16 protein-coding genes are annotated in these 20,349 nt (G+C 54.6%); 11 read left to right on the plus strand and 5 right to left on the minus strand.

Annotated elements, in window-relative coordinates:
- Window positions 1–19 precede the first annotated feature (19 nt).
- Window positions 20–1,369 (plus strand): 3-phosphoshikimate 1-carboxyvinyltransferase, encoded by a 1,350-nt coding sequence (aroA, locus tag L21SP2_RS15220; RefSeq protein WP_024269472.1) that lies wholly within the window; start codon window positions 20–22, stop codon window positions 1,367–1,369.
- Window positions 1,362–2,066, plus strand: coding sequence for an HAD family hydrolase (locus L21SP2_RS15225; RefSeq protein WP_041401710.1), 705 nt, complete (start codon window positions 1,362–1,364; stop codon window positions 2,064–2,066). The genes aroA and L21SP2_RS15225 overlap by 8 nt, the downstream gene beginning before the upstream one ends.
- 32 nt (window positions 2,067–2,098) lie before the next feature.
- Here the strand turns inward: L21SP2_RS15225 and L21SP2_RS15230 are convergent, their stop codons facing one another.
- The gene (locus L21SP2_RS15230) at window positions 2,099–3,091 is read right to left on the minus strand and encodes an AEC family transporter (RefSeq protein WP_024269474.1); all 993 of its coding nucleotides are present in this window, start codon (window positions 3,089–3,091) and stop codon (window positions 2,099–2,101) included.
- Window positions 3,092–3,249: 158 nt separating this feature from the next.
- Here L21SP2_RS15230 and L21SP2_RS15235 point away from each other — a divergent pair, with 158 nt between their 5' ends.
- Together L21SP2_RS15235 and L21SP2_RS15240 are read left to right on the plus strand one after the other, a co-directional pair.
- Entirely contained in the window at window positions 3,250–3,765 is a 516-nt protein-coding gene (locus tag L21SP2_RS15235; RefSeq protein WP_024269475.1) for a YeeE/YedE family protein, read from the plus strand.
- Between the two features lie 18 nt (window positions 3,766–3,783).
- Window positions 3,784–4,269, plus strand: coding sequence for a DUF6691 family protein (locus L21SP2_RS15240; RefSeq protein ID WP_024269476.1), 486 nt, complete (start codon window positions 3,784–3,786; stop codon window positions 4,267–4,269).
- 121 nt (window positions 4,270–4,390) lie between these two features.
- Here the strand turns inward: L21SP2_RS15240 and htpG are convergent, their stop codons facing one another.
- Both htpG and L21SP2_RS15250 read right to left on the minus strand, forming a co-directional pair.
- Window positions 4,391–6,286 (minus strand): molecular chaperone HtpG, encoded by a 1,896-nt coding sequence (htpG, locus tag L21SP2_RS15245; protein WP_024269477.1) that lies wholly within the window; start codon window positions 6,284–6,286, stop codon window positions 4,391–4,393.
- A 281-nt stretch (window positions 6,287–6,567) separates the two neighbouring features.
- Window positions 6,568–9,066 (minus strand): glycoside hydrolase family 2 protein, encoded by a 2,499-nt coding sequence (locus L21SP2_RS15250; RefSeq protein WP_024269478.1) that lies wholly within the window; start codon window positions 9,064–9,066, stop codon window positions 6,568–6,570.
- Between the two features lie 135 nt (window positions 9,067–9,201).
- On the opposite strand from L21SP2_RS15250, the gene L21SP2_RS15255 reads away from it, so the two are divergent.
- Window positions 9,202–10,203, plus strand: coding sequence for an NADPH:quinone reductase (locus L21SP2_RS15255; protein WP_024269480.1), 1,002 nt, complete (start codon window positions 9,202–9,204; stop codon window positions 10,201–10,203).
- Between the two features lie 13 nt (window positions 10,204–10,216).
- Here L21SP2_RS15255 and argA read toward each other — a convergent pair whose 3' ends face one another.
- The gene (gene argA / locus L21SP2_RS15260) at window positions 10,217–11,611 is read right to left on the minus strand and encodes an amino-acid N-acetyltransferase (protein WP_024269481.1); all 1,395 of its coding nucleotides are present in this window, start codon (window positions 11,609–11,611) and stop codon (window positions 10,217–10,219) included.
- A 221-nt stretch (window positions 11,612–11,832) separates the two neighbouring features.
- Here argA and L21SP2_RS15265 point away from each other — a divergent pair, with 221 nt between their 5' ends.
- The 5 genes from L21SP2_RS15265 (at window position 11,833) to leuS (ending at window position 17,916) form a co-directional block, all read left to right on the plus strand.
- The gene (locus tag L21SP2_RS15265; protein WP_169730498.1) at window positions 11,833–12,402 is read left to right on the plus strand and encodes a DUF4230 domain-containing protein; all 570 of its coding nucleotides are present in this window, start codon (window positions 11,833–11,835) and stop codon (window positions 12,400–12,402) included.
- Window positions 12,399–13,220 carry a DUF4230 domain-containing protein gene (locus tag L21SP2_RS15270; RefSeq protein WP_024269483.1) on the plus strand — a complete coding sequence of 274 codons (822 nt, stop codon included), beginning with the start codon at window positions 12,399–12,401 and terminating at the stop codon, window positions 13,218–13,220. The genes L21SP2_RS15265 and L21SP2_RS15270 overlap by 4 nt, the downstream gene beginning before the upstream one ends.
- A 66-nt stretch (window positions 13,221–13,286) precedes the next feature.
- Window positions 13,287–13,643 carry a thioredoxin gene (gene trxA, locus L21SP2_RS15275; protein WP_024269484.1) on the plus strand — a complete coding sequence of 119 codons (357 nt, stop codon included), beginning with the start codon at window positions 13,287–13,289 and terminating at the stop codon, window positions 13,641–13,643.
- Between the two features lie 30 nt (window positions 13,644–13,673).
- A complete protein-coding gene (locus L21SP2_RS15280) occupies window positions 13,674–14,942 on the plus strand; it encodes a hemolysin family protein (RefSeq protein ID WP_024269485.1) in 1,269 nt (422 codons plus the stop codon).
- A 403-nt stretch (window positions 14,943–15,345) separates the two neighbouring features.
- Window positions 15,346–17,916, plus strand: coding sequence for a leucine--tRNA ligase (gene leuS, locus L21SP2_RS15285; protein WP_024269486.1), 2,571 nt, complete (start codon window positions 15,346–15,348; stop codon window positions 17,914–17,916).
- A 184-nt stretch (window positions 17,917–18,100) separates the two neighbouring features.
- On the opposite strand, the gene L21SP2_RS17660 is transcribed toward leuS, so the two are convergent.
- A complete protein-coding gene (locus L21SP2_RS17660; protein WP_053335724.1) occupies window positions 18,101–18,802 on the minus strand; it encodes a hypothetical protein in 702 nt (233 codons plus the stop codon).
- 69 nt (window positions 18,803–18,871) lie between these two features.
- Between L21SP2_RS17660 and L21SP2_RS15300 the strand changes: the two genes are divergently transcribed.
- Window positions 18,872–20,272 (plus strand): TP0584 family protein, encoded by a 1,401-nt coding sequence (locus L21SP2_RS15300; RefSeq protein ID WP_024269489.1) that lies wholly within the window; start codon window positions 18,872–18,874, stop codon window positions 20,270–20,272.
- The last annotated feature ends 77 nt before the right edge of the window (window positions 20,273–20,349 follow it).

The following is a 20,349-nucleotide window of genomic DNA, read 5'->3' on the forward strand; positions in this document are numbered from 1 at the left end:
ATTTCTACAGGATGTTTCCATGATAGCGCATATACATAACGCACAGCCCTCCGGCGAGGTTATTGTCCCCGCATCCAAATCCCACACCATCAGAGCCCTCCTGATTGCCGCCCTGGCGGATGGCGAGAGCATTATTGCGAATCCACTGGACAGCAAGGATGCGGTTTCCTGCATTCATGCGGTCCGGGCTTTCGGGGCGGAAGTGGAAGAGCTGCCGAACGGGGCCCTTGGCTACGCAAGGGCATTGAAGGTTCGGGGTGTGGGTCACAAAACATCCGGCATTCTTGCTGAAGCGCCTGCGGATGTGCTGGATGTGGGTAATTCGGGAACCACTCTGTATCTGGCTGCGGGAATTGCCGCCCTCTCCCCGGGAATTACCGTGTTCACCGGAGATGAACAGATCCGGGCCCGGCCAATCCGTCCTCTGCTGAATGCCATCAACGATCTGGGAGGACAGGCCCGGACTACCCGGAATGCGGATGCAGCACCATTTATTGTTTCCGGTCCCTTGACCGGGGGAACTGCGGAAATCGCCTGTCCCACCAGCCAGTACTTATCCAGCCTGCTTCTGGCTGCCCCCCTCATGCCCCCGGGCAGCCTTGCTGATATCCGCATCACCCTGCTTCACGAGAGGCCCTATGCGGAAATGACCCAGTCCTGGCTTGAAGAACAGGGGATTGAATTTGAAAACCGGGAATGGGAGCAGATTCGCATCCCCGGAGGTCAGAGCTACAGGCCGTTTGAGAAGGCGGTTCCCGGTGATTTTTCAAGCGCAACGTTTTTTGCCTGCGCCGCTGCAATAACCGGAAGCACTCTTTTGCTCAAGGGCCTTGATATGAACGACAGCCAGGGAGATAAGGCGGTGTTTTCCGTTCTCCGGGAGATGGGATGCAGTGTTGATGTAACGGACGACGGAATCCTGATCAGCGGACCGGACCCCGAAAAGGGAGAACGGCTGCGGGGCGGAGATTTCGATATTAATGCCATACCCGACGCCCTGCCCGCCCTGGCAGTGACCGCCGCATTCGCCCAGGGAACCACCCGGTTCACAAACGTCCCCCAGGCACGGCTGAAGGAAACCGACCGTATCGACTGCATGGACCGTGAACTGAAAAAAATGGGCATAACCTGCAGCCAGCAGGAGGACGGTCTCACCATTGAAGGAGGCCGTCCCCGTGGAGCTCAGGTGGACGGACATCATGATCACCGTATCGTCATGGCCTGTGCAGTTGCAGGACTGGCCAGCGACGGAGACATGCAAATCAGTACTGCGGAAGCCGCATCGGTAACATTTCCGGGATTTTTCACTATACTTGAGAATGTAACATCCCGGCAGGATGGGAAAAGGACATCAGTACTTGATGAATAGAGGTTTTTCCACAGCACCCTTCTCGGATCTGAATGCGTTGCAGGCCCGGGCTGCGGTGTTCGACGTGGATTACACCATTCTCAAGCACTCAAGCACCATCGCCTTCGCCAAGACTGCCATCCGAAACAAACTGCTGCATCCCATGCAGCTTCTTGCATCTGCAAAGCTCCACCTGCAGGCCAGGCTGGGGCTGGCAAACTCCGAAAATCTCCCCAGCCACCTGCCATTTCTCGAAGGAATGTCCCGGGAACTGCTGGATGAGCTTGCCGAAGAAGTGTTCCTCCGCTACATGGTGAAGGGGATATATCCTGAAGCAATTGCCCTGATCAGGGAGCTTCAATCCCGGGGCTGTCTGGTGATACTGGCCACAGCCTCCCTGGATTTCCTCATTTCTCCCCTGGCAGCCTTCCTCCACATACCCTCATCCCATGTGCTCACAACCCACCTGGGCTATGAAAAAGGTCTGTGCACCGGCAGGGTTGAGGGCAGGCACTGCATCGGCCTGGAAAAGCTGCACCGTGCCGCAAAGCTGTTAAAGGACCGGCGAATTCCCAACAGCTCGGCGGCATTCTTTACCGACAGCATTATGGATCTTGGAATGATGATCAGAGTGGGATACCCCGTAGCCACCAACCCTGATATCCTGCTGCGCAGGAAAGCAAAGCGCAACGGCTGGGAGATTCTCCTCTTTCGCTGAAAAAATGCCCCACACACTCAGCTATCTGAGCATTATATGGTGAGAGCCAGCCATACATACAGGGGCAGAAAAAGAGCAGCAGCAGCGTAGCTGGCAATCAGACCGCTTCCCGCATAGTTCAGCTGCTCCCGGCTTCCAAAGGCCTTGATCACTATCCCGAGATTGGTTCCCGGGGGAGCAGCAGCCTCCAGCACCACAACCAGCTGCAGCCACCTCCAGCTGTCCGAAAGGGTGATGGGCGTTCCCGGGAATAATCCTCCCCCCTGAACCGCCAGTCTGAACAGAACCATCAGTACCAATGCGCCCCCGGGCCAGATGATCTGCCGCCATATTACAAAGGGCACAAATTCCCGGTGGGCCCGCAGCTTATCGTGGGGAATTCCCGCAAGTATTCCCCCCAGTACAATCAGAATTCCATCCATTGCGTAGGCGGAGATAAACTCCCCGCCGTTCCGCAAAATTTCGGGAATGTGACCGTACAGACCGGTGGAGGCCAGAAGCAATCCCGTGAGAAGCCCGGCCAACGGCATGTTGGGCTTTATGCGGATTTTTATACCCTCTCCGCTATCTGAAGTGATAATACTGATCACAAAGCTCCAGAAAATCAGCTGAAAAGCCAGGATGTAAGAAAACATGTACACGGTAACCGCAGGGGGAGCCAGCACCTGGAGGATGGGCAGGGGAATGTAGCCGGCATTATGAACTGCAAACAGGAGAATAAACTCTGAACGGTTTTCTTCCCTTAGCCCGGGAAAGACATTCCATTTCAACAGCAGTCTGACACCGCCGTATTGAAGGGCAAGAGTGGAAACCCCCAGCATAAAAAACAGAATCAGCCAAAACGGGCCCGCCGAAACCGCATCCTCCCAGTTCATCCCGTAACGGGTGATCGAATAGAGAGGAAACATGATGTTGATCATTATGAAGGTGAACGGCGGCAGCACCCGACGATAGATCACCCGGGGCTTGAAAATGATATATCCCAGAAGCGTAAGTCCCAGAAGTCTAAGAAGAGCTTCAGCCATGTATTTCCCCCACACATATAATTACCCATCTTCAGCCGGTTGGCCCGGCGCTGCGAATATTGTCAAGTTTTCATGTCGGGTTACTTGAGTTTGCTCCGGGCAATGGGTATATTACCCATAGTGTAACGGGTTTTCCCGGGAGCTGACAGGAGGTATCCATGCAGGAAATCACACAGGTTATAATTTGGCAGGGCTGGGTCGGCGGACTGGCCATCGGGAGCTATCTGCTTTTTCAGCTCATTCTCACCGGTCACCCCCTGGGCGTAAGTACCGCCTTCGGCAATGTGTGCGGGTTTTTCTCCCGACTGCCCTTTTTCCACCGGGGAAAATATGAGGATAACTTCAACTGGAGGCTCTGGTTCATTATCGGGATTCCCCTGGGAGGAGTAATCGCCGCCCTGACCAGCCCCCAGCCCATGGTGGCAAGCTTCAACATGGGAGAGATGTACGAGTCGGTACTACCCGATCCTCTCTGGTTGAAGGGTCTGGTCCTCACAGGAGGCGGAATTCTCATCGGTCTGGGCAGCAGAATGGCCGGCGGGTGCACTTCGGGCCATTCCATCAGCGGTCTGGCCCAGCTTAATCCTCCCAGCATCGCCGCATCTGCGGGGTTCTTCGCCGGAGGAATAATTATCGTCCAGTTTCTTTTCACCATTCTGCCCGCTCTGGGCTGATATTCAGGAGGCAATACCATGGCAGATGCTACAATTCAGAATCATGTTAATCCCCGGGCGGACCGGGCGGTTTCCGGAAAAAGTGTGGCGGGACGGCTGCTGTTTATCGGTCTGGGAGCCCTCTTCGGGTTTCTTCTCAGCAGGGCCGGCGCCACAACCTACGATTTTTATCCCAAACTCTTCCTCTTCCAGGATCTCCAGCTGCTGTGGGTGATTGTCACCGCCGCAGGCATCGGGTTTCTGGGAAATCAGATCTACAAGGCGGTGAAAGCCAAAACCCTGATCAGCAGACAGATTGCATCATATACTCACAAGCCCTGGAAAAAGGGGCTGGTACCCGGTTCCCTCATTTTCGGTCTGGGCTGGGGCCTGGCAGGTGCATGTCCCGGTACGGCTTTGGCCATGCTGGGTGAAGGAAAGCTGGGTACGCTGTTCACAATTCTGGGCTTTTTCATCGGAACCTACATTCACGGCTATTTCATGAGCAGAAAGATCCGGGAATAGGGCCGGCTCCAAACGATGGAAACATCAACACAGATTCAAAAAAACCCCGGAAGGATTATCCTCCGGGGTCTGTTTTGCTAATGGCGGCAGGTCATTTTCAGGATCTTCTTCAGGATCATCTTCAGAATGCGCCGCCCATAATGCGGTTCAGCTTCTTCACGAAATCCGCAGGGTCCTTCAGCTGAATTCCTTCAACCAGGAGAGCCTGATCCAGAAGCAGTGAAGAAATATCCGACACCCGTTCTTCGTCATCCAGGTCTTTCAGCTTCTGTACGATCTCATGATCGGGATTGATTTCAAGAATGGGTTTGATTTCGGGAAGCTCTGCTCCCTGCCCCATGGCTTTCATCATTGACTGCATCTGGAAGGTGGGATCGCTTTCATCCACAACTATACAGCTGGGACTGTCGGCCAGGCGCACAGACACCTTCACTTCTTTCACACGATCGCCAAGGGCCTTCTGCACCTTTTCAACAACCGGTTTGGTGTCCTTTTCCTTCTTTTTGTCGGCTTTTTCGTTCAGATCCTCGCCGGCATCCGATCGGTTCACCGCCTTGAGATCGGTTTCCTTGTACTTCATCAGACCGGGAACCACAATCTCATCGATGTCATCATCCATGATCAGAACTTCAATATCCTTCTTCTTGTATGCTTCGAGAAGGGGAGAGTTGCGCAGGGTGGATTCCTTGTCGCCGGTAATATAATAGATGGCCTTCTGGTCGGGCAGCATCCGTTCGCTGTATTCGGCGAGGCTTGTGTAGCCTTCCGCCTTGGTTGACTTGAAGCGAACCAGCTCCATCAGGTCTTCCTTGTGGCTGTAATCGGTGTACAGGCCCTCTTTCAGCGGCCGGTTATACTGTTCGATAAACTCTTTGTAGCTGTCGGGATCCTCCAGGGCAATCCGCTTGAACTCCGCCAGGATCTTGTTCACCGACGCGTTGCGGATGTTGGTCATGATCCGGTTCTGCTGAAGAATCTCCCGGCTCACATTCAGGGGAAGATCCTCGCTGTCGATCACCCCTTTCAGGAACCGCAGATATGTAGGGAGAAGCTCTTTTTCGTCGTCGGTAATAAACACCCGTCGCACATACAGCTTCACTCCCGGTTTGTATTCCGCATAGTTCATGTCGAAGGGAGCAGTTTTGGGAACATAAAAGAGGGTTGTGTACTCAAGAGTTCCCTCGGCCTGGGTGTGAAGCCAGAACAGGGGTTCGCCGCCGTCGTGGGATATGGACTTGTAGAACTCTTTGTACTCTTCTTCGCTGATCTCCGATTTGCTGCGCTTCCACAGGGCGTTTGCGGAGTTCACCTGCTCGGTGACGGTTTCCTTGCCGGTTTCTTCGCCCTTATCGTCATAGTTGGTTTTTTCGTAGGTAAGGAAGATGGTGAAGGCGATGTGATTGGAGTACTTTTTGATCACCTCCTGAATCTGCCAGCGGTTGGCAAACTCTTTGCCCTCTTCATTCAGATGACACACAATCCGGGTTCCCGGTCCGTCCAGTTTGTCGGCTTCTGCATCATCGTCCCCGGCTTTTTCAATGGTGAACTCGCCCTTTCCGTCACTGCTCCAGTGCCAGGTGATCTCTTCGCCCACCTTCCGGCTGTACACGTCAATTTTGTCGGATACCATAAAGGCGGAATAAAAACCCACACCGAACTGTCCGATGAGGTTGCTGTCCTTTTTGCTGTCGCCGGTGAGCTGACCGATAAATGCCTTGGTTCCGCTCTTGGCAATGGTGCCCAGGTTTTCCGAAAGATCGGCATCGTTCATACCAAGACCGTTATCCTGGACGATTACCCGGGGCTCATCCCCTTCTTCAAAATTGATATGGATCTTCGGATCGAAGCTCATTTCCTTGAGCTTGTCGTCGGTAAGGGTCAAATACTTCAGCTTATCCAGGGCGTCGGAGGAGTTGGATACCAGCTCCCTGATAAATATCTCCTTGTGGGAATAGAGGGAGTGGGTAATAAGGTGAAGTAGCTGTCCTACCTCTGTTTGAAACTGATGGGTTGCCATCCTGCTTCTCCTTTCTGTGAACTTTATGTAAGATAATATTCCGGATCCCGACAGGGTCCGGCAGGAAACCGCCGGGGTACATCGGCGGGCATCCCCTTCACCTTCTCCCGAAAAGAAGCAGGTGTGAGGTTGCGAGGATAATATACCGAAAAAACCGCCGACTGCCAAATGATAATTTCACACGGCACAGTCCGAATAGTCCGGCGCAGCCGGTCCTGTCCAAAATAATGGCCTCCAGTAAGGGCCCACAATCCCACACTAAGGGCCCACAGTAAGAGCCGCTACTCCACGGTAATCTCCAGGGGCCGGGAGCTGAACCGCCCGCAATGAGCCCGGAACCGGATGGTCCCCGCTTCCCCCAGGCTGCGCACCCACACCCCAATCGCCCCGCCGATCAGGGCGGTCTGTTCCGGACCCATCACCTGCCCCGGCCCGTCAAGTTCAAACCGCACATATTCGTTCACATATGGGGTAATGTTCCCGAACCGGTCCTCCAGCCTGCAGACTATCCGCGTACAGTCCCACTCTCCGGAATTCAGAACGCTGTCATCCGCCCGCACGGAAAGCTTCCGGGGCACACCGTCCCCGTACTCTCCTTCTATTACCGCCTCGCCGTTCATCATGCCGGTGAAGCGGTACTGCTGGTGGGGTTCCCCCCAGCCGGTGGCTGCACGGTTGAAGATCCGCTCGGCCTCCACAAAATTGATGCCCCTGCGCAGAAATATCAGCCCCATGGAAATCCAGTGGACCGGGGAGAGTCCGGGGGTTCCTTTCTCAAGAATAAGCGCCAGGATCTTTTTCAGCCTCCGGATATCCCTGTCAGAGAACCCGTACCCGTCCAGACGGTTTCCCACCAGTTCGGGAATCTTCACCGGAGGGTGTACCAGCCCGGGAAACTCCTCCCGGCAGGGAAAGAATTCCCCCACAAATTCGCCGTTACGCTCAACCCTGATGCTCTGACAGTTGGTTGCCACATAAATGGGAAAGCTTCTGGCGCCGTCCCGTTCGCCCAGGGCAAAGTGGGTCAAAGGCTCCATCACCGCCCCGTCTGCCGCCGGCACCCCCGGGTGTCGCTGACTCTTATACAAATGGGCGGCGAATTTGGGGATCCGGAACATATCCATCACCCCGTGATAACAGATGCGGTCACCGCTTCCGAACTCCTTGTGGGTGTTGTAGTCAAAGGCGCACCATCCGATGGCCCCGGTCACATCCCCCCGGGTGAGGGCTGCGTTCATTACCCTGGCGTGACGCAGGGCGTGTTCCACCAGCCGCTCCTCCTGATCAAAACGCTTGGTGGGGTACATATGCCCGTTATGTTCGGTCACCAGGAACGGAACCTTTTTCCCGGCAATTTTTTTCCGGGGCCGGATGGGCCGGGCGCTGCCGTCGTGGTTGAACTCATTGAAGGTGTACACATCCTCGAGCAGCCGGGAACCGGCAAAATTTCTCACCCCTCCCCGGGGCCTGGTGGCGTCCAGCCCCGCAGCCAGGGCATTGGTGCGGGCATAGAAACCGTCGTCGTCGGGACTTTCGTTGATCCTCACCCCCCACATAATGATGGACGGATGATGGGCGTGGGCACGGATCATTTCGCCGGTCTCCCGAAGGCTGCGCTCTTTCCACTCTTCATCGCCGATGTACTGCCAGCCGGGGATTTCCTCCATCACCAGCAGCCCGATTTCATCACAGCGCCGGAGAAAATGCTGTGACTGGGGATAATGACTGGTGCGCACCAGATTGACCGCCAGTTCATGCTTGAGTATATCGGCATCCCGCCGCTGGGCCCGGGCGGGCATGGCATAGCCGGCGTGGGGGAAGCTCTGGTGCCGGTTCAGCCCGATAACGGGGAAAGCTCTGCCGTTCAAATACAGGGCATCGGGCCGGTAATCGATGAGCCGGAATCCGGTGCGCTGACGGTGGGTATCGGTCACACTGCCGTCCCTGGAATGCCCGCTCAATACCAGCCGGGCGGTCATATCATAGAGAAAGGGTCGTTCAGGATCCCAGAGCTGCAGGTCTTCCAGTTCAATGGAAAATCTGAATGCGGTACTATTCCCATCTGCGTTTTCCGGACTGATCATTGAAGGTTCCAGCACGATCCGGCGGGAATGGGTAATTCCGGAATCCGCTTCCAGGTCAATAAGCAGATTTGCTCCCGTCAGGCTATCACCCCCGGCTTCCGAAGAGACTGCCGCCAGGAATTCCAGTTTGCCGTCAGCCTGAAGGCAGGGGTCATCAGCCCGGGACGGCCGGTCTTTCAGCTTCAGGGACTGATCCGAAATTCGCAGTTCGGTGATTCCGGTAAATTCCCGGATATGCAGTTCCACATCCCGGTATATGCCGCCGTAGCTGAGAAAATCCACCACATTTCCGAACGGGGGAATGTTCTGGTTTTCCCGGGAGTCCACGGCAACCAGAACTTCACAGCGCTCCCCGGGGCTGCAGTGGGAGCTGATATCAATATCGAAGGGAGTGTAGCCCCCTGCGTGGGAACCGGCCTGAGTGCCGTTCACCCAGATGGTACAGCTTAGCATGACCCCTTCAAAATGAAGCAGCGTCCTCCGTCCCCGGGACTCACGGGGAACCTCCAGGGTTCTCCAGTATGCACACAGCACCTGGCTGTCCCGTTCATCAAACCCGTTGTAGGGAAGTTCCACCGGGTTGTGGGGCAGGCATACGGATTCCCAGGAATCGGTGTTCAGTTCTCCGGGAACGGAATGGGACGCAAATTCCGGGGTGAATTTCCACCCCTGGTTTAACGATAGGCTGGTTCTCATAATGATGCCATTTTACCCGCATCATCCCCGGGGGTACAGAAATTTTGAACAGTTTCCGGATCTCATTACGGTATGGTATGCTGTGTGGAGATATGTGGGGAGCGCAGAAACTGAACCACCCCAGGAGGACGGCACATGAATGCAAAGAACGGCAATTTCCGGATGATGGTGAACTCCTACGGAGGACCGGAAGTTCTCACCCTTCAGGAGCAGGAACCGCCGGCACCCGGGCCCGGTGAGGTGCTGGTCAGACTTTCGTTCGCCGGAGTGAATCCCGTGGACGGATACCGCAGGTCAGGAAGCCAGGGCTACACCCCCGATCTGCCCTTTTGCCCGGGGTTTGAGGGGGCCGGACATATTGAGGCCGTCGGCCCCCGGTGCAGTGATCAGCTGGAAGCGGGCCTGAACATCGGTGATCCGGTTTATGTTGCATGGTCCGGAACCGGAACATATGCGGGCTGGTGCATTGCGGACTGCAGTCAGGTGTTTCCCGTACCCCGGGGAATGGAGCTCAGCCGGGCTGCGGGGCTGTTTGTGAATTATTTCACCGCCTACCGTGCCCTGGTGTTCAGGGGATCGGTTCTGCCCACCGACCGTGTGTTCATCCACGGCGGGAGCGGCGGCGTGGGAATGGCCGCCATTCAGTGGTGCGGTTTTCTGGGAAATGAAGTATGGGCCACCGCCGGAAGCAGCGAAGGTCTTGAGCTTCTGCGCCAGCAGGGAGTTGAACACAGATTTAATCATGGCAGGGAAGGCTATGGTGAAGAAATCCGTTCACAGCGTCCGGAAGGATTCGACCTGATCCTGGAGATGCGGGCCGATATCAATCTGGACAGGGATCTGGATCTGCTGGCCCCCGGGGGACGGGTGATGATTATCGGGAGCAGGGGAGAAACATCGCTGGTTCCCCGTAAAACCATGGGCAAAGAACTGGACATTCGGGGAGTGGTGCTCATGGGCAACAGCCCCGACGCCAACCGGAGCATCCACCGGTCCATAGAAAAGGGCTGCGCCTCGGAGGATATTCTCCCGGTCATTCAGCAAATTTACCCCCTGTCCGAAGCAGCACAGGCTCACCGGGAGATGGAGGAGCACAAAGCTCTGGGCAAGAGAATTCTGGACTGCCGCCCGGTCTGATACCCCCGGCGGATCATTCCACCGGCAGGTAGAAAATCCTGCTGTTTCTTCCCTTATTGTAGCTGAGCCGCTTTTCTTCCGGCAGATGACTCAAATCCCCTTTTCTGAATCCCAGGGACATGAACCAGTCGCTTGCACGGGTGGTGAGTGCGAAGATCTGCTTCAGACTCTGCTCCCTTGAGCGCTGGATCAGATAGCGCAGAATTTTCTGGCCGATCCCCAGATGGTTATATCCGGGGTCAACGGCCATTGCGGCAATTTCTCCCAGCTTTCCGGGATATTCGTGCAGGGCACCGCAGCCCCTCACAGAGCCGTCGGTGACATAGACTACAAAATCCCCCCGCTGCTCCAGAAGCTGCTGCCGCCCCCGGGGAAGAAGCTGTCCCTCTTCAATTCCCGGCGTCATCAGGCGGAGCACCTGACTCACATCCGCCTCTTCCATGGGCCGGATGGCATCGAAGGGGTCGGCATGAATCATCACGCCGCTTCCCTTGGTGCTGAAGGTTTCCTTCAGCAGCACACCGTCGCTGCTCCCGTTGAGAATATGCACCCGTTCAACCCCGCTGCTCACCGCCTCCGTGGCATGAACGATAATTTCCCCCGCCACCGCATCCAGACGGCCGGTATTATCTTCCAGAAAATTCCTGGCCCCCGCCGCAGTCATCCTGGTGAGTGCCCCGTTGTTCACCACAACCCCCTCCTCCCGGAACCGGAAATCCCGTTCGCTGAGCCGGAAAGCGCTGGTAATATAAAAGAGTTTCTCCGCCCTCAGATTGGAGGCAAGATGCCGTGCCAGTTCCAGGCTGGAAATGTTGTAGGCCTGCCCCAGATTGTTCCAGCCGATACAGGGGAGAATCGGAATAATATCGTCGTTCAGCACCCGTTCGATCTGGGCTGCGCTGATCCGTTCAACCGTCCCAGTCATGTGGAAGTCCGTACCGTTCACCACCCCCAGGGCACGGGCCCGGACCCAGTTGCCGATAACGCTGCTGACCTGGTGGCTTGAAAGTTCGCTCATCATCCGGTTGGCGGTATCGAAGGCTGCCATTTTAATGAGGGGAAGCATGGGTTCACGGCTGATTCTCAGACCTCCGGCAAATTCCGGTTCCATATTGAACTGGCGGAGCACCGCATCAATCCGTCTGCCTGCTCCGGCAACCAGAATGATCCGGATTCCCCCCTGGTGAAGAGTGGCAATATCCTGAATCAGGGAAGGAAAGAGCGGATGTTCAATGAGGGCGGATGTAATCTGAATGACAAAGCGTTTTGAGGAAAAGCGTTTGGCGTACTTGAAAACCTCCCTGATCAGTTCCACCTGTCCGGAAACCAGATCGGGGTTCTCCTCCCCCTCATCAATCACTCCATTCATCACCCCATTCATAAAGCTGTCATGGGAATTCTGTTCCATATTATCCCCCCCGGATCATCCCCCGGACGTTTCCGGCCATGGTTCTTCCCCGGAGGAAGAGCCATCCCTTTGTATCACCGTCCATGCTATACTATACTTATGCCTGATTTATAGACAGGGGAAGGATTCCAATGCCGATTTTCACCCGGACAGGCCCCATACATCAAGCGGCAATCCGGTTTACACAGCTCAGAAGTGTACTCTTCTTTCTCATCCTTGTCATGGCTGTACCGATTTTCACATCATGCATCCCCGGCAGGGCTCAGCTGATTGAGTCCCGGGCGGAGGAGAGCATCACCTCGGTACTCACCCTTCATACCGCAGAATTTATCTATCGGGAGGTGGTGTATTTCGGGGAGCAGAACAGTATTTTCGGCATTATTCCCCTGAATGACCGCCGGATTCTTTTTTCTGTTGATATTTCCGTCAGGGCGGGAATGAATCTTCAGGACAGACTGGAGGTCTCCCTGGGACCGGGTCAGGTGCTGAACATCCATCTTCCCCCGGGAGAAATTCTGTACAGCGACGTGGATGAGACAACCATTCATCAGTACTTCATCAGGGAGCAGGGCCGTTCAATCAGCTGGCTGGAAGTGCAGGATGTCATGGGAGACGTGAAAAACGAGCTGGAAATGGACGCCGTGGAACGGGGAATTATCGCCCAGGCCGAGCGTAAGGCACGGGAGCTGATCAGACAGATGCTCACGCCGCTGAACCTGGAAATCCGCTTTCATACGCTTGAGCCTCAACAGACCCGGGGGCCGGAAGAAAATACGGAGGGCGGCGAATGAAAAACGGCAAATCCGGGCCCGTGCGCCGCATCCTTGCCGGTCTGGCCGGAAAAATCATCTTCTGGCTGCTGCTCTTCGCCCTGGTGACCGGTGGAGCGGCCGCCCTGTTCACTCCCGTTTTCGTGGGACCCTATATCGATCTATCGGCCCTGTCTCCCCTGCAACGGAGGCGGACAACAGGCCACCAAGGGGTTCTTGAACAGATGCGGGAGTTGAGCAGGGTTCAAACCGTGGAATATATCTACAAGACGGTATTTCCCCAGGATTACTTTTCCGAGGACATCTCCCTCAACGGCATATTTGACACATTGCGGGACAGCACCGTTCCCGGATCAGGGGAAACAGACTACCGCAGTGTTCTCAGCCCCCGGCAGCTGCTCTATTTTGATGCCTACACCATTGCCAGAGATGCCGGGCTTGATCCCCTGGGAGGCCGCCGGGACTTCCTGGTTATCACCGCCATTCTTGAGATCGGCATCGACTTCTCGGAACAGGAGCCCCAAATACGGCTCATCCCCGGAGATACAGAAGAAGAAGCGGACAGTTGGAGCATCACCCTTCCCGACCCCCGGATCCTGAATATCAGAATTGAGGACAGCACCAGCAGCAACTATCCTTATCCTGATATCAGCCTGGATCAGGAAAACTGGAAGGCAATCGCCGGCTTCGTTCAGGCAAATATTGCTGATATGCCCCGAATAGATGAGCTGCGCAGCCGTTCAAAAGAATCTCTTCAGGGGATTTTCGGGAATTTTCTTGCTGAGGGCGTGAATATTCAGATTAAATTCGATAGTATTGGTCCTGAAGGGCAAAACTAGCTTTACTTTTCCGTATCGAATTGTTATATATTATATATATAACAATCTCTATATAAGGATGTAATCATGACTGAGAATTTGACCAAGGAAACATTTCTTCAGAAGGTCTTTAACTACGAAGAGAATAAAGAGTGGAAATATGAAGGGGAAATTCCCGCTATCATAGACTTCTGGGCAGACTGGTGCGGTCCATGTAAAATGGTAGCCCCTGTGCTGGAAGAAATTTCCAATGAGTACGAGGGAAAGCTCCACGTGTACAAGGTGAACACCGATGAAGAACAGGAACTCTCCGCTGCATTCGGGATTCAGAGTATTCCTTCTCTCCTGTTCATCCCCGTGGACGATAAACCCCAGATGGCTGCAGGTGCTCTGCCCAAGGACACTCTGCTGAAGGCAATGAAGGATGTCCTGGACGTTGAATAACGAATCTGAATCGATTCCGGAGGCTGGCAGATGATCGCCAGCCTCGCCGGATTATTAGTTCTGCTTTTCCTGTCGGGATTTTTCAGCTCAAGCGAAACGGCATTCACCAGTTTAACGGTTATGCAGATACAGGGGCTGAAGAAACGCTTCTCCCGGCGGGGAAAGACTGTTGAAAACCTCCACCTCCACCCCGACAAACTTTTGACAACCATTCTCATCGGAAACAATCTGGTGAATATCGCCATCTCGGTAATATCCTCGGAGCTCACCATCCGTCTGTTCGGCAGCACGGCCCTGGGGGTAACCACCGGTGTCCTCACCATGCTCATCCTGATATTCGGGGAAGTACTGCCCAAGCAGTTCGCCATCAGAAATAACGAGCTCATCTGCGTCTATACCGCCGATGTGATCAAACTGCTCTCGGTGATGTTCATGCCGGTGATATGGTTTATCAACGGGTTTTCCCGTATTCTCAGCCGCTTCGGCAGCATGGAGAAGCGCAGCCACTTCACTCTGGACAACATTCTTCACATGGTGAAGCATGCGGAAACCATCGGCATTCTGGAGAATTACAAATCAAGAATGGTGAAGTCGGTCTTCCGGTTTTCCGATGTGACGGTTCACTCCATCATGACCCACAGGAAAAATGTATTCAGCCTGGAACAGGGGCTGTCCATCAGGGAAGCTCTCCCCCGCATAGCCGAACGGGGCTTCAGCCGGGTCCCCGTCTATGAAGGCCATGAAGAAAATATTGTAGGCGTGGTGCTTGAAAAAGACCTGATCCGCCTCTCCGCCAAGGGAGAGATCGACGGAACCCTGGCAGATGTACTCATCGAACCGGTGTTCATTCCCGAAACCTGGAGAATTCACCGGGTATTCCGCAGACTGAAGGAGGAGATCCTGAATCTTGCGGTGGTCCTGGACGAGTACGGCGGTCTGGCAGGGATTGTCACCATGGAAGACCTTGTTGAAGAGATCATCGGCGAACTCTACGACGAGGATGAAGAACCCGACGGAGCAAAAATCCTGAAAAGCAGCAAGGAAGGCTGGTACCGCATCCAGGGAGACACTCCCATCCACGTCCTGGAGGACGTAATCGGCACAGAAATTCCCCACGACAGAAACTCGGAAACCGTCAGCGGGTACGTGCTGGAGCAGCTGGCAGGCCTGCCGGTAAACGGTCAGAAAATCGAGACCCGCATCGGAACATTTGTTATTCAATCAATGAGCAGCAAGCAGGTCCAGTATATGCGGTATTTACCGAGGATTCAGGAATCTGAGGAAGAAGAGCCGGTCTGATGCCCCGCTCCGGAGCTGCTTCCTCCACAGCAGCGGCTCCGCCCTGCTGATCAAACGCCCGGAAAAATGGGCTAAAGTCATAGAGAGTAAAAATTTAAACCCGTTTTACTTGACACTTTTTTCACTTTCCTGTAAATTGCGGATTCCCTGGAAACAGGGACTTCTTCATGTAAAAATTGTGTTTATGTTCTCAGCAAGCTGTACACAATCTTTTGTATCTTTCATTTTTTTCGGAGTGATTCTTAGGCACTTCTGTCCATGATCGATACTCCAGCCCCCGGGTTTCACCTCCTTACCCGGGGGTTTTATTTTTTAAATGCATACGCTACTATTACCCTTCCGAATCTATCGAATTTCATACATTAAAGCATAGAAAATTACCGTATGTACGAAGGATCTCAGCGTGAAAAAGTATCCGTTCAGTGAAATTGAAAAGAAGTGGCAGTCCTATTGGGAAGAGCATCAAACCTACCGTGTGAAGGAAGATCCCTCGTATCCTCCTGAGAAACGGAAATACGTGCTGGATATGTTTCCCTACCCCTCGGGTTCGGGGCTTCATGTGGGACATCCCGAAGGATACACCGCAACCGACATCTATTCCCGGTATCTCAGAATGACCGGACATAATGTGCTGCATCCCATGGGCTTCGACAGCTTCGGCCTGCCGGCGGAAACCTACGCCATGCAGACCGGAACTCACCCGCGGATTACCACAGAAGCAAATATCGATACATTCCGCCGCCAGCTGAAACAGCTGGGATTCGGCTATGACTGGGACCGGGAAATATCCACCCACAGTCCCGAGTACTATAAATGGACCCAGTGGATTTTCCTCAAACTCTGGGAGAAGGACCTGGCCTATGTAGCCGAAATCCCCGTGTGGTACTGTGAAAAGCTGGGAACCGTCCTTGCCAACGAAGAGGTGATCACCACCCCGGACGGCCCCCGCTCCGAACGGGGTATGCATCCGGTGGAGCGAAAACCCCTCCGCCAGTGGATGCTGAAGATCACCAAGTATGCAGACCGGCTCCTTGAAGACCTGGATGAGCTTGACTGGCCTGAATCCCTGAAGACCATGCAGCGCAACTGGATCGGAAAATCCGAAGGCGCCAACGTCCGCTTCGAAATCGACGGACATGACCGCCACCTTGAAGTATACACAACCCGGCCGGACACCCTCTTCGGAGCAACCTACATGGTTATGGCCCCGGAACATCAGCTGGTTCACGAAATCACCGGCGATGAACAGCGCCAGGCGGTGGAAGAGTACATCCGCACAGCCGCCCTGAAAAGCGATCTTGAGCGCACCGACCTGGCCAAAGACAAAACCGGCGTCTTCACCGGCGCATACGCCGTCAATCCGGTGAACAATCAGCGCATCCCCATCTGGATATCAGACTACATCCTGATCAGCTACGGAACCGGTGCAATCATGGCGGTTCCCGGCCATGATGAACGGGACTGGGAATTCGCCCGGAAATTCGAGCTTCCCGTCATACGTGTTGTGGCTCCGGAAGATGAGGTGAAGGATCAAAGTACCGAAACACTGAAGGACTACCGCCGGGATATGGAGGAAGTTTTTCCGGAAAAAGGCGTCTCGGTGAACTCGGGCCTCATTACCGGCCTTCCCACCGACCAGGCGAAATCCAGAATCATCACCTGGCTGGAAGAACAGGGCACCGGTACACGGGCGGTGAATTACAAACTCAGGGACTGGATTTTCAGCCGCCAGCGCTACTGGGGCGAACCCATCCCCCTTGTTCAGGATCAGAAGGGAGAGTTCACCCCGGTTCCCGCCAGCGACCTCCCCCTCACCCTTCCTGAGGTGGAGAGCTACAAGCCCTCGGGTACCGGCGAAAGTCCCCTGGCAAACGTCCCGGAATGGGTGAACACCCCCGTTCCCGGCACATCAGGCGAACCCGGTCAGCGGGAAACCAACACCATGCCCCAGTGGGCGGGAAGCTGCTGGTATTACCTCCGCTACATCGATCCGCATAACGACGATGAACTGGCTGCAAAAGACAAAATCGAATACTGGATGCCCGTGGATCTCTACGTCGGCGGGACGGAACACGCAGTTCTGCATCTTCTCTATGCCCGATTCTGGCACAAGGTGCTCTACGATATCGGCGTGGTAAACACCAAAGAACCGTTTCAGCGCCTGGTGAATCAGGGGATGATCACCTCCTATGCATATCAGCGGGACGATTCCTCCCTGGTGCCCACAGACGAAGTGGAGGAAGTGAAACAGGGTGAATTCATCGAGACCGCCACCGGAGCGAAGGTGACCCAGGTGGTGGCCAAGATGTCCAAGAGCCTGAAGAATGTGATCAACCCTGATGACATTATCCGGGAATACGGTGCCGACTCCATGCGCCTTTACGAGATGTTCATGGGCCCCTTGGAGCAGTCCAAGCCGTGGTCCACCCAGGGGCTCATCGGGATTCACCGCTTCCTGGACAAAATCTGGCGCACCGCCCACAAGGAAATCAACGCCGGTTCATCAAACCCCGAGCTTGAGAAGGTGCTCCACAAGACCATCAAAAAGGTGGGGGAAGATACCTCAAGCCTGAGCTTCAATACCGCCATCAGCCAGATGATGATATTCATCAATGAAGCCTACAAGCAGGAAAGCATCAACCTGAACATCTGGAAAAATTTCGTCCTGCTCCTGGGACCCTACGCCCCCCATCTGGCGGAGGAGCTCTGGTCCATGACAGGTGAAACGGAAAGCATCGCCCTGCAGGACTGGCCGGTCTATGACGAAGCCCTCACCCGGGATGATGAAATCACCCTGGTGGTCCAGGTGAACGGAAAGGTACGGGCCAAACTTGACGTATCCGCCGGCCTCCCCAAGGATGAACTGGAGAAACTGGCTGTGGATAACGACCGGATCCGGGAACTCACTCGGGACAAAACCATCCGGAAGGTGATCGTTGTTCCCGACAAGCTGGTGAACATCGTCGCCACTTGAACGCAGCCCCGTAAAAGTCGCTGTAAGAGTCGCTACCTGACAGCAGCCGCAATAAATCCGCCCCGGCCTAATGCTCCGGGGCAGATTTTCACCCCCCGGCATTCCAGTCTGCCCGCCCCCGCCGGCCAGTGGGACCGGGCTGGGCAGGACGGAACCGGACTCTCCGTACAGCGACCTGTATTCTTCACTCCCGTCGGGGCAGGATAGTATCCAGCTCCACAAACCTGCCGTCTTCACATACCACCACGGTTTTCATGAGGCGCCGGGAAGGGGCGATGAACCTCCTGGGATGTCCGGAAACCATCTCCAGGATCTCCGGCCCGCTGTAACAGCCCGTATCTGCGGTGTACCAGCTGTACCAGAGTGCATCTCCGAAATCGCAGTGCACCCTGCGCACCGGGCCCAGATACTCGTCAGGCTGCATCAGTTCGCCGGTGACAAGCCCGTCTTCAAGCCACCTGAGATCAAGGGCCCATGGGTGGGCGCAGGAGGCGGTGGTTTCGCAGATGAGACGGTAGTTCAGATCCGCCGGCAGCGGGTCGAAGCGGGAAAATACCAGCTCCACACCCGGCGCCGACTCGCCGGAGGCGGAGAAGCCGCTCCAGGAGGTCCAGGCCGCCGGGCGCAGCGCTTCGCCCAGCCATTCCAGGGCATAGAGCCGCATGCCTCCCTCTGCCCTGAGCAGGCGAATCTCTACATTTTCAAGACCAGACAGATGTTCCGGAAGAATCTCTTCAGGAGAGGGAAATGCCGTGGGCCGGGAAAGACTGCAGGAATTCAAGACCCACACAGCCGTCAGAAGGAGGATTTGGAGACATTGAGTCCGGTCCCTGCTCCGGTTTTTCAGGCATATGGCGAAATTCCCCGCTTTTTCCTGGTTCTTCACATCTCTCTTACCGGATAATTCAGCTTCGGGATTTCATTTTCTCCGAATTTCGGTATACTTGTAATTGATATGTCGGATACAAACAATTTTCAGCTGCAGCTCAGGGAAGGTATTCAGGCCCGGGCAGTCCAGCTCTCACAACAGCTCATCTCGGAAATGAAGGAGAACTGGCGGAGTTATCAGACCAACGTCGACTCCATCTACTCCCTGCTCCTCAAGAAAGGACTTCTTCGGGAAGACCCGTATAAAAAAGAACATCACGTCAGCGATATTACTTCTCCCAAAGACGCTCCCTTCGGCGACAGCTACAAGGATGATGAACTGAGCATTCGACTCTCGGAATATCTTTCGGTTCTCGACTTCCTGAACAACTACAGCTCCTTCACCCTTGAGGCCATCGATCTGAAGCAGGTGAAAAAACTGCACACTCTGTTGAACTTCATCCGCTTTGCCGATTTTTCAACAAATTCCACCAAGAACACCACCAGGGCCCTGGCTGTTGTAATAGATAAAGTCAAAAAAGGTTCGGACACCCTCTCCGTCGGCGCAATTCAGTCCAGTCTGAATCAGCTTTCGGATATCCACAAAAAGCTGGAAAAACAGCTCAAGGAACTCTCCCAGTTCAAGAGGGAAGAATACAAGCTCCAGGTGAGGGAAAACATCATGGAAAATCTGGACCTGGGAAACTCCGTCCCCAGGGAGATATTCATCAAGGAGCTGAAGAAAGAGTTTCAGCGGCAAAAAGGTCCCCTGCCCTTCTACCCCGAACTGATAGAAGAAATTCATGAAGAAAGCTTCGGGGAAACGGCCGAAACCAAACAGCAGGCAGTGCTGAAAAAGGTGGCGGTGCAGAAAAAGCAGTCAGGCGACTCAAACGCCCAGGCCAACCTGAAACCGCTGATCATCGACGCCCTGCGCATTCTGGCCAACTCCACCCGCCACATCGACACGGCGCTGGACAAAATGCGCAGCAATTCCCAGGTAATCGAAAACCGCCCCCGAACCTTCATGGAAAAGTTCAAACTCTGGGTCATTCAGCTCACCAGCGGCAAGGAAGAGCGTACCATTTATGAAATCGAGGTGATCGATCCGGCAACCTCCGTCCATATCACCAAGAACCTGGATTTTGAGTCCTTCATATCCAGCGCAGCCAAAAAAACAAAGAACCTCAACGGCTTGCTGTCCAAAGGTTCCGCCCTCTACCAGAAATTGATGAACGCCGATGAGGACCAGGTATTCTCCTATCTTGACCGGGCAACCCGGGATGTCTCGGAGATCAACAAAACCCTGGACGCCCTGGACACCTTCTTCAAAACCGAAGTGAGCCGCTACGAGCGGGACAAAATCCGCGGCGTCAAAAATGAAGTTGCGGCAGTAAAAGGCAACCTCCACAACGCCAGTCAGAAAAAACACGAATATGTCGCCCGGAAAGAAGAACGGGACCAGCTGAAAAAGCTGGGGCTGGGGTGAGGGCGCTTTCATCCTGTAACCAATTTCATCCAATAATCCGGAAAATGCGAATCATATAACTCGGTAAAATTGATATT

The sequence above is a fragment of the Salinispira pacifica genome (assembly GCF_000507245.1).
In the GTDB taxonomy this organism is placed as follows: Bacteria; Spirochaetota; Spirochaetia; order DSM-27196; family Salinispiraceae; genus Salinispira; species Salinispira pacifica.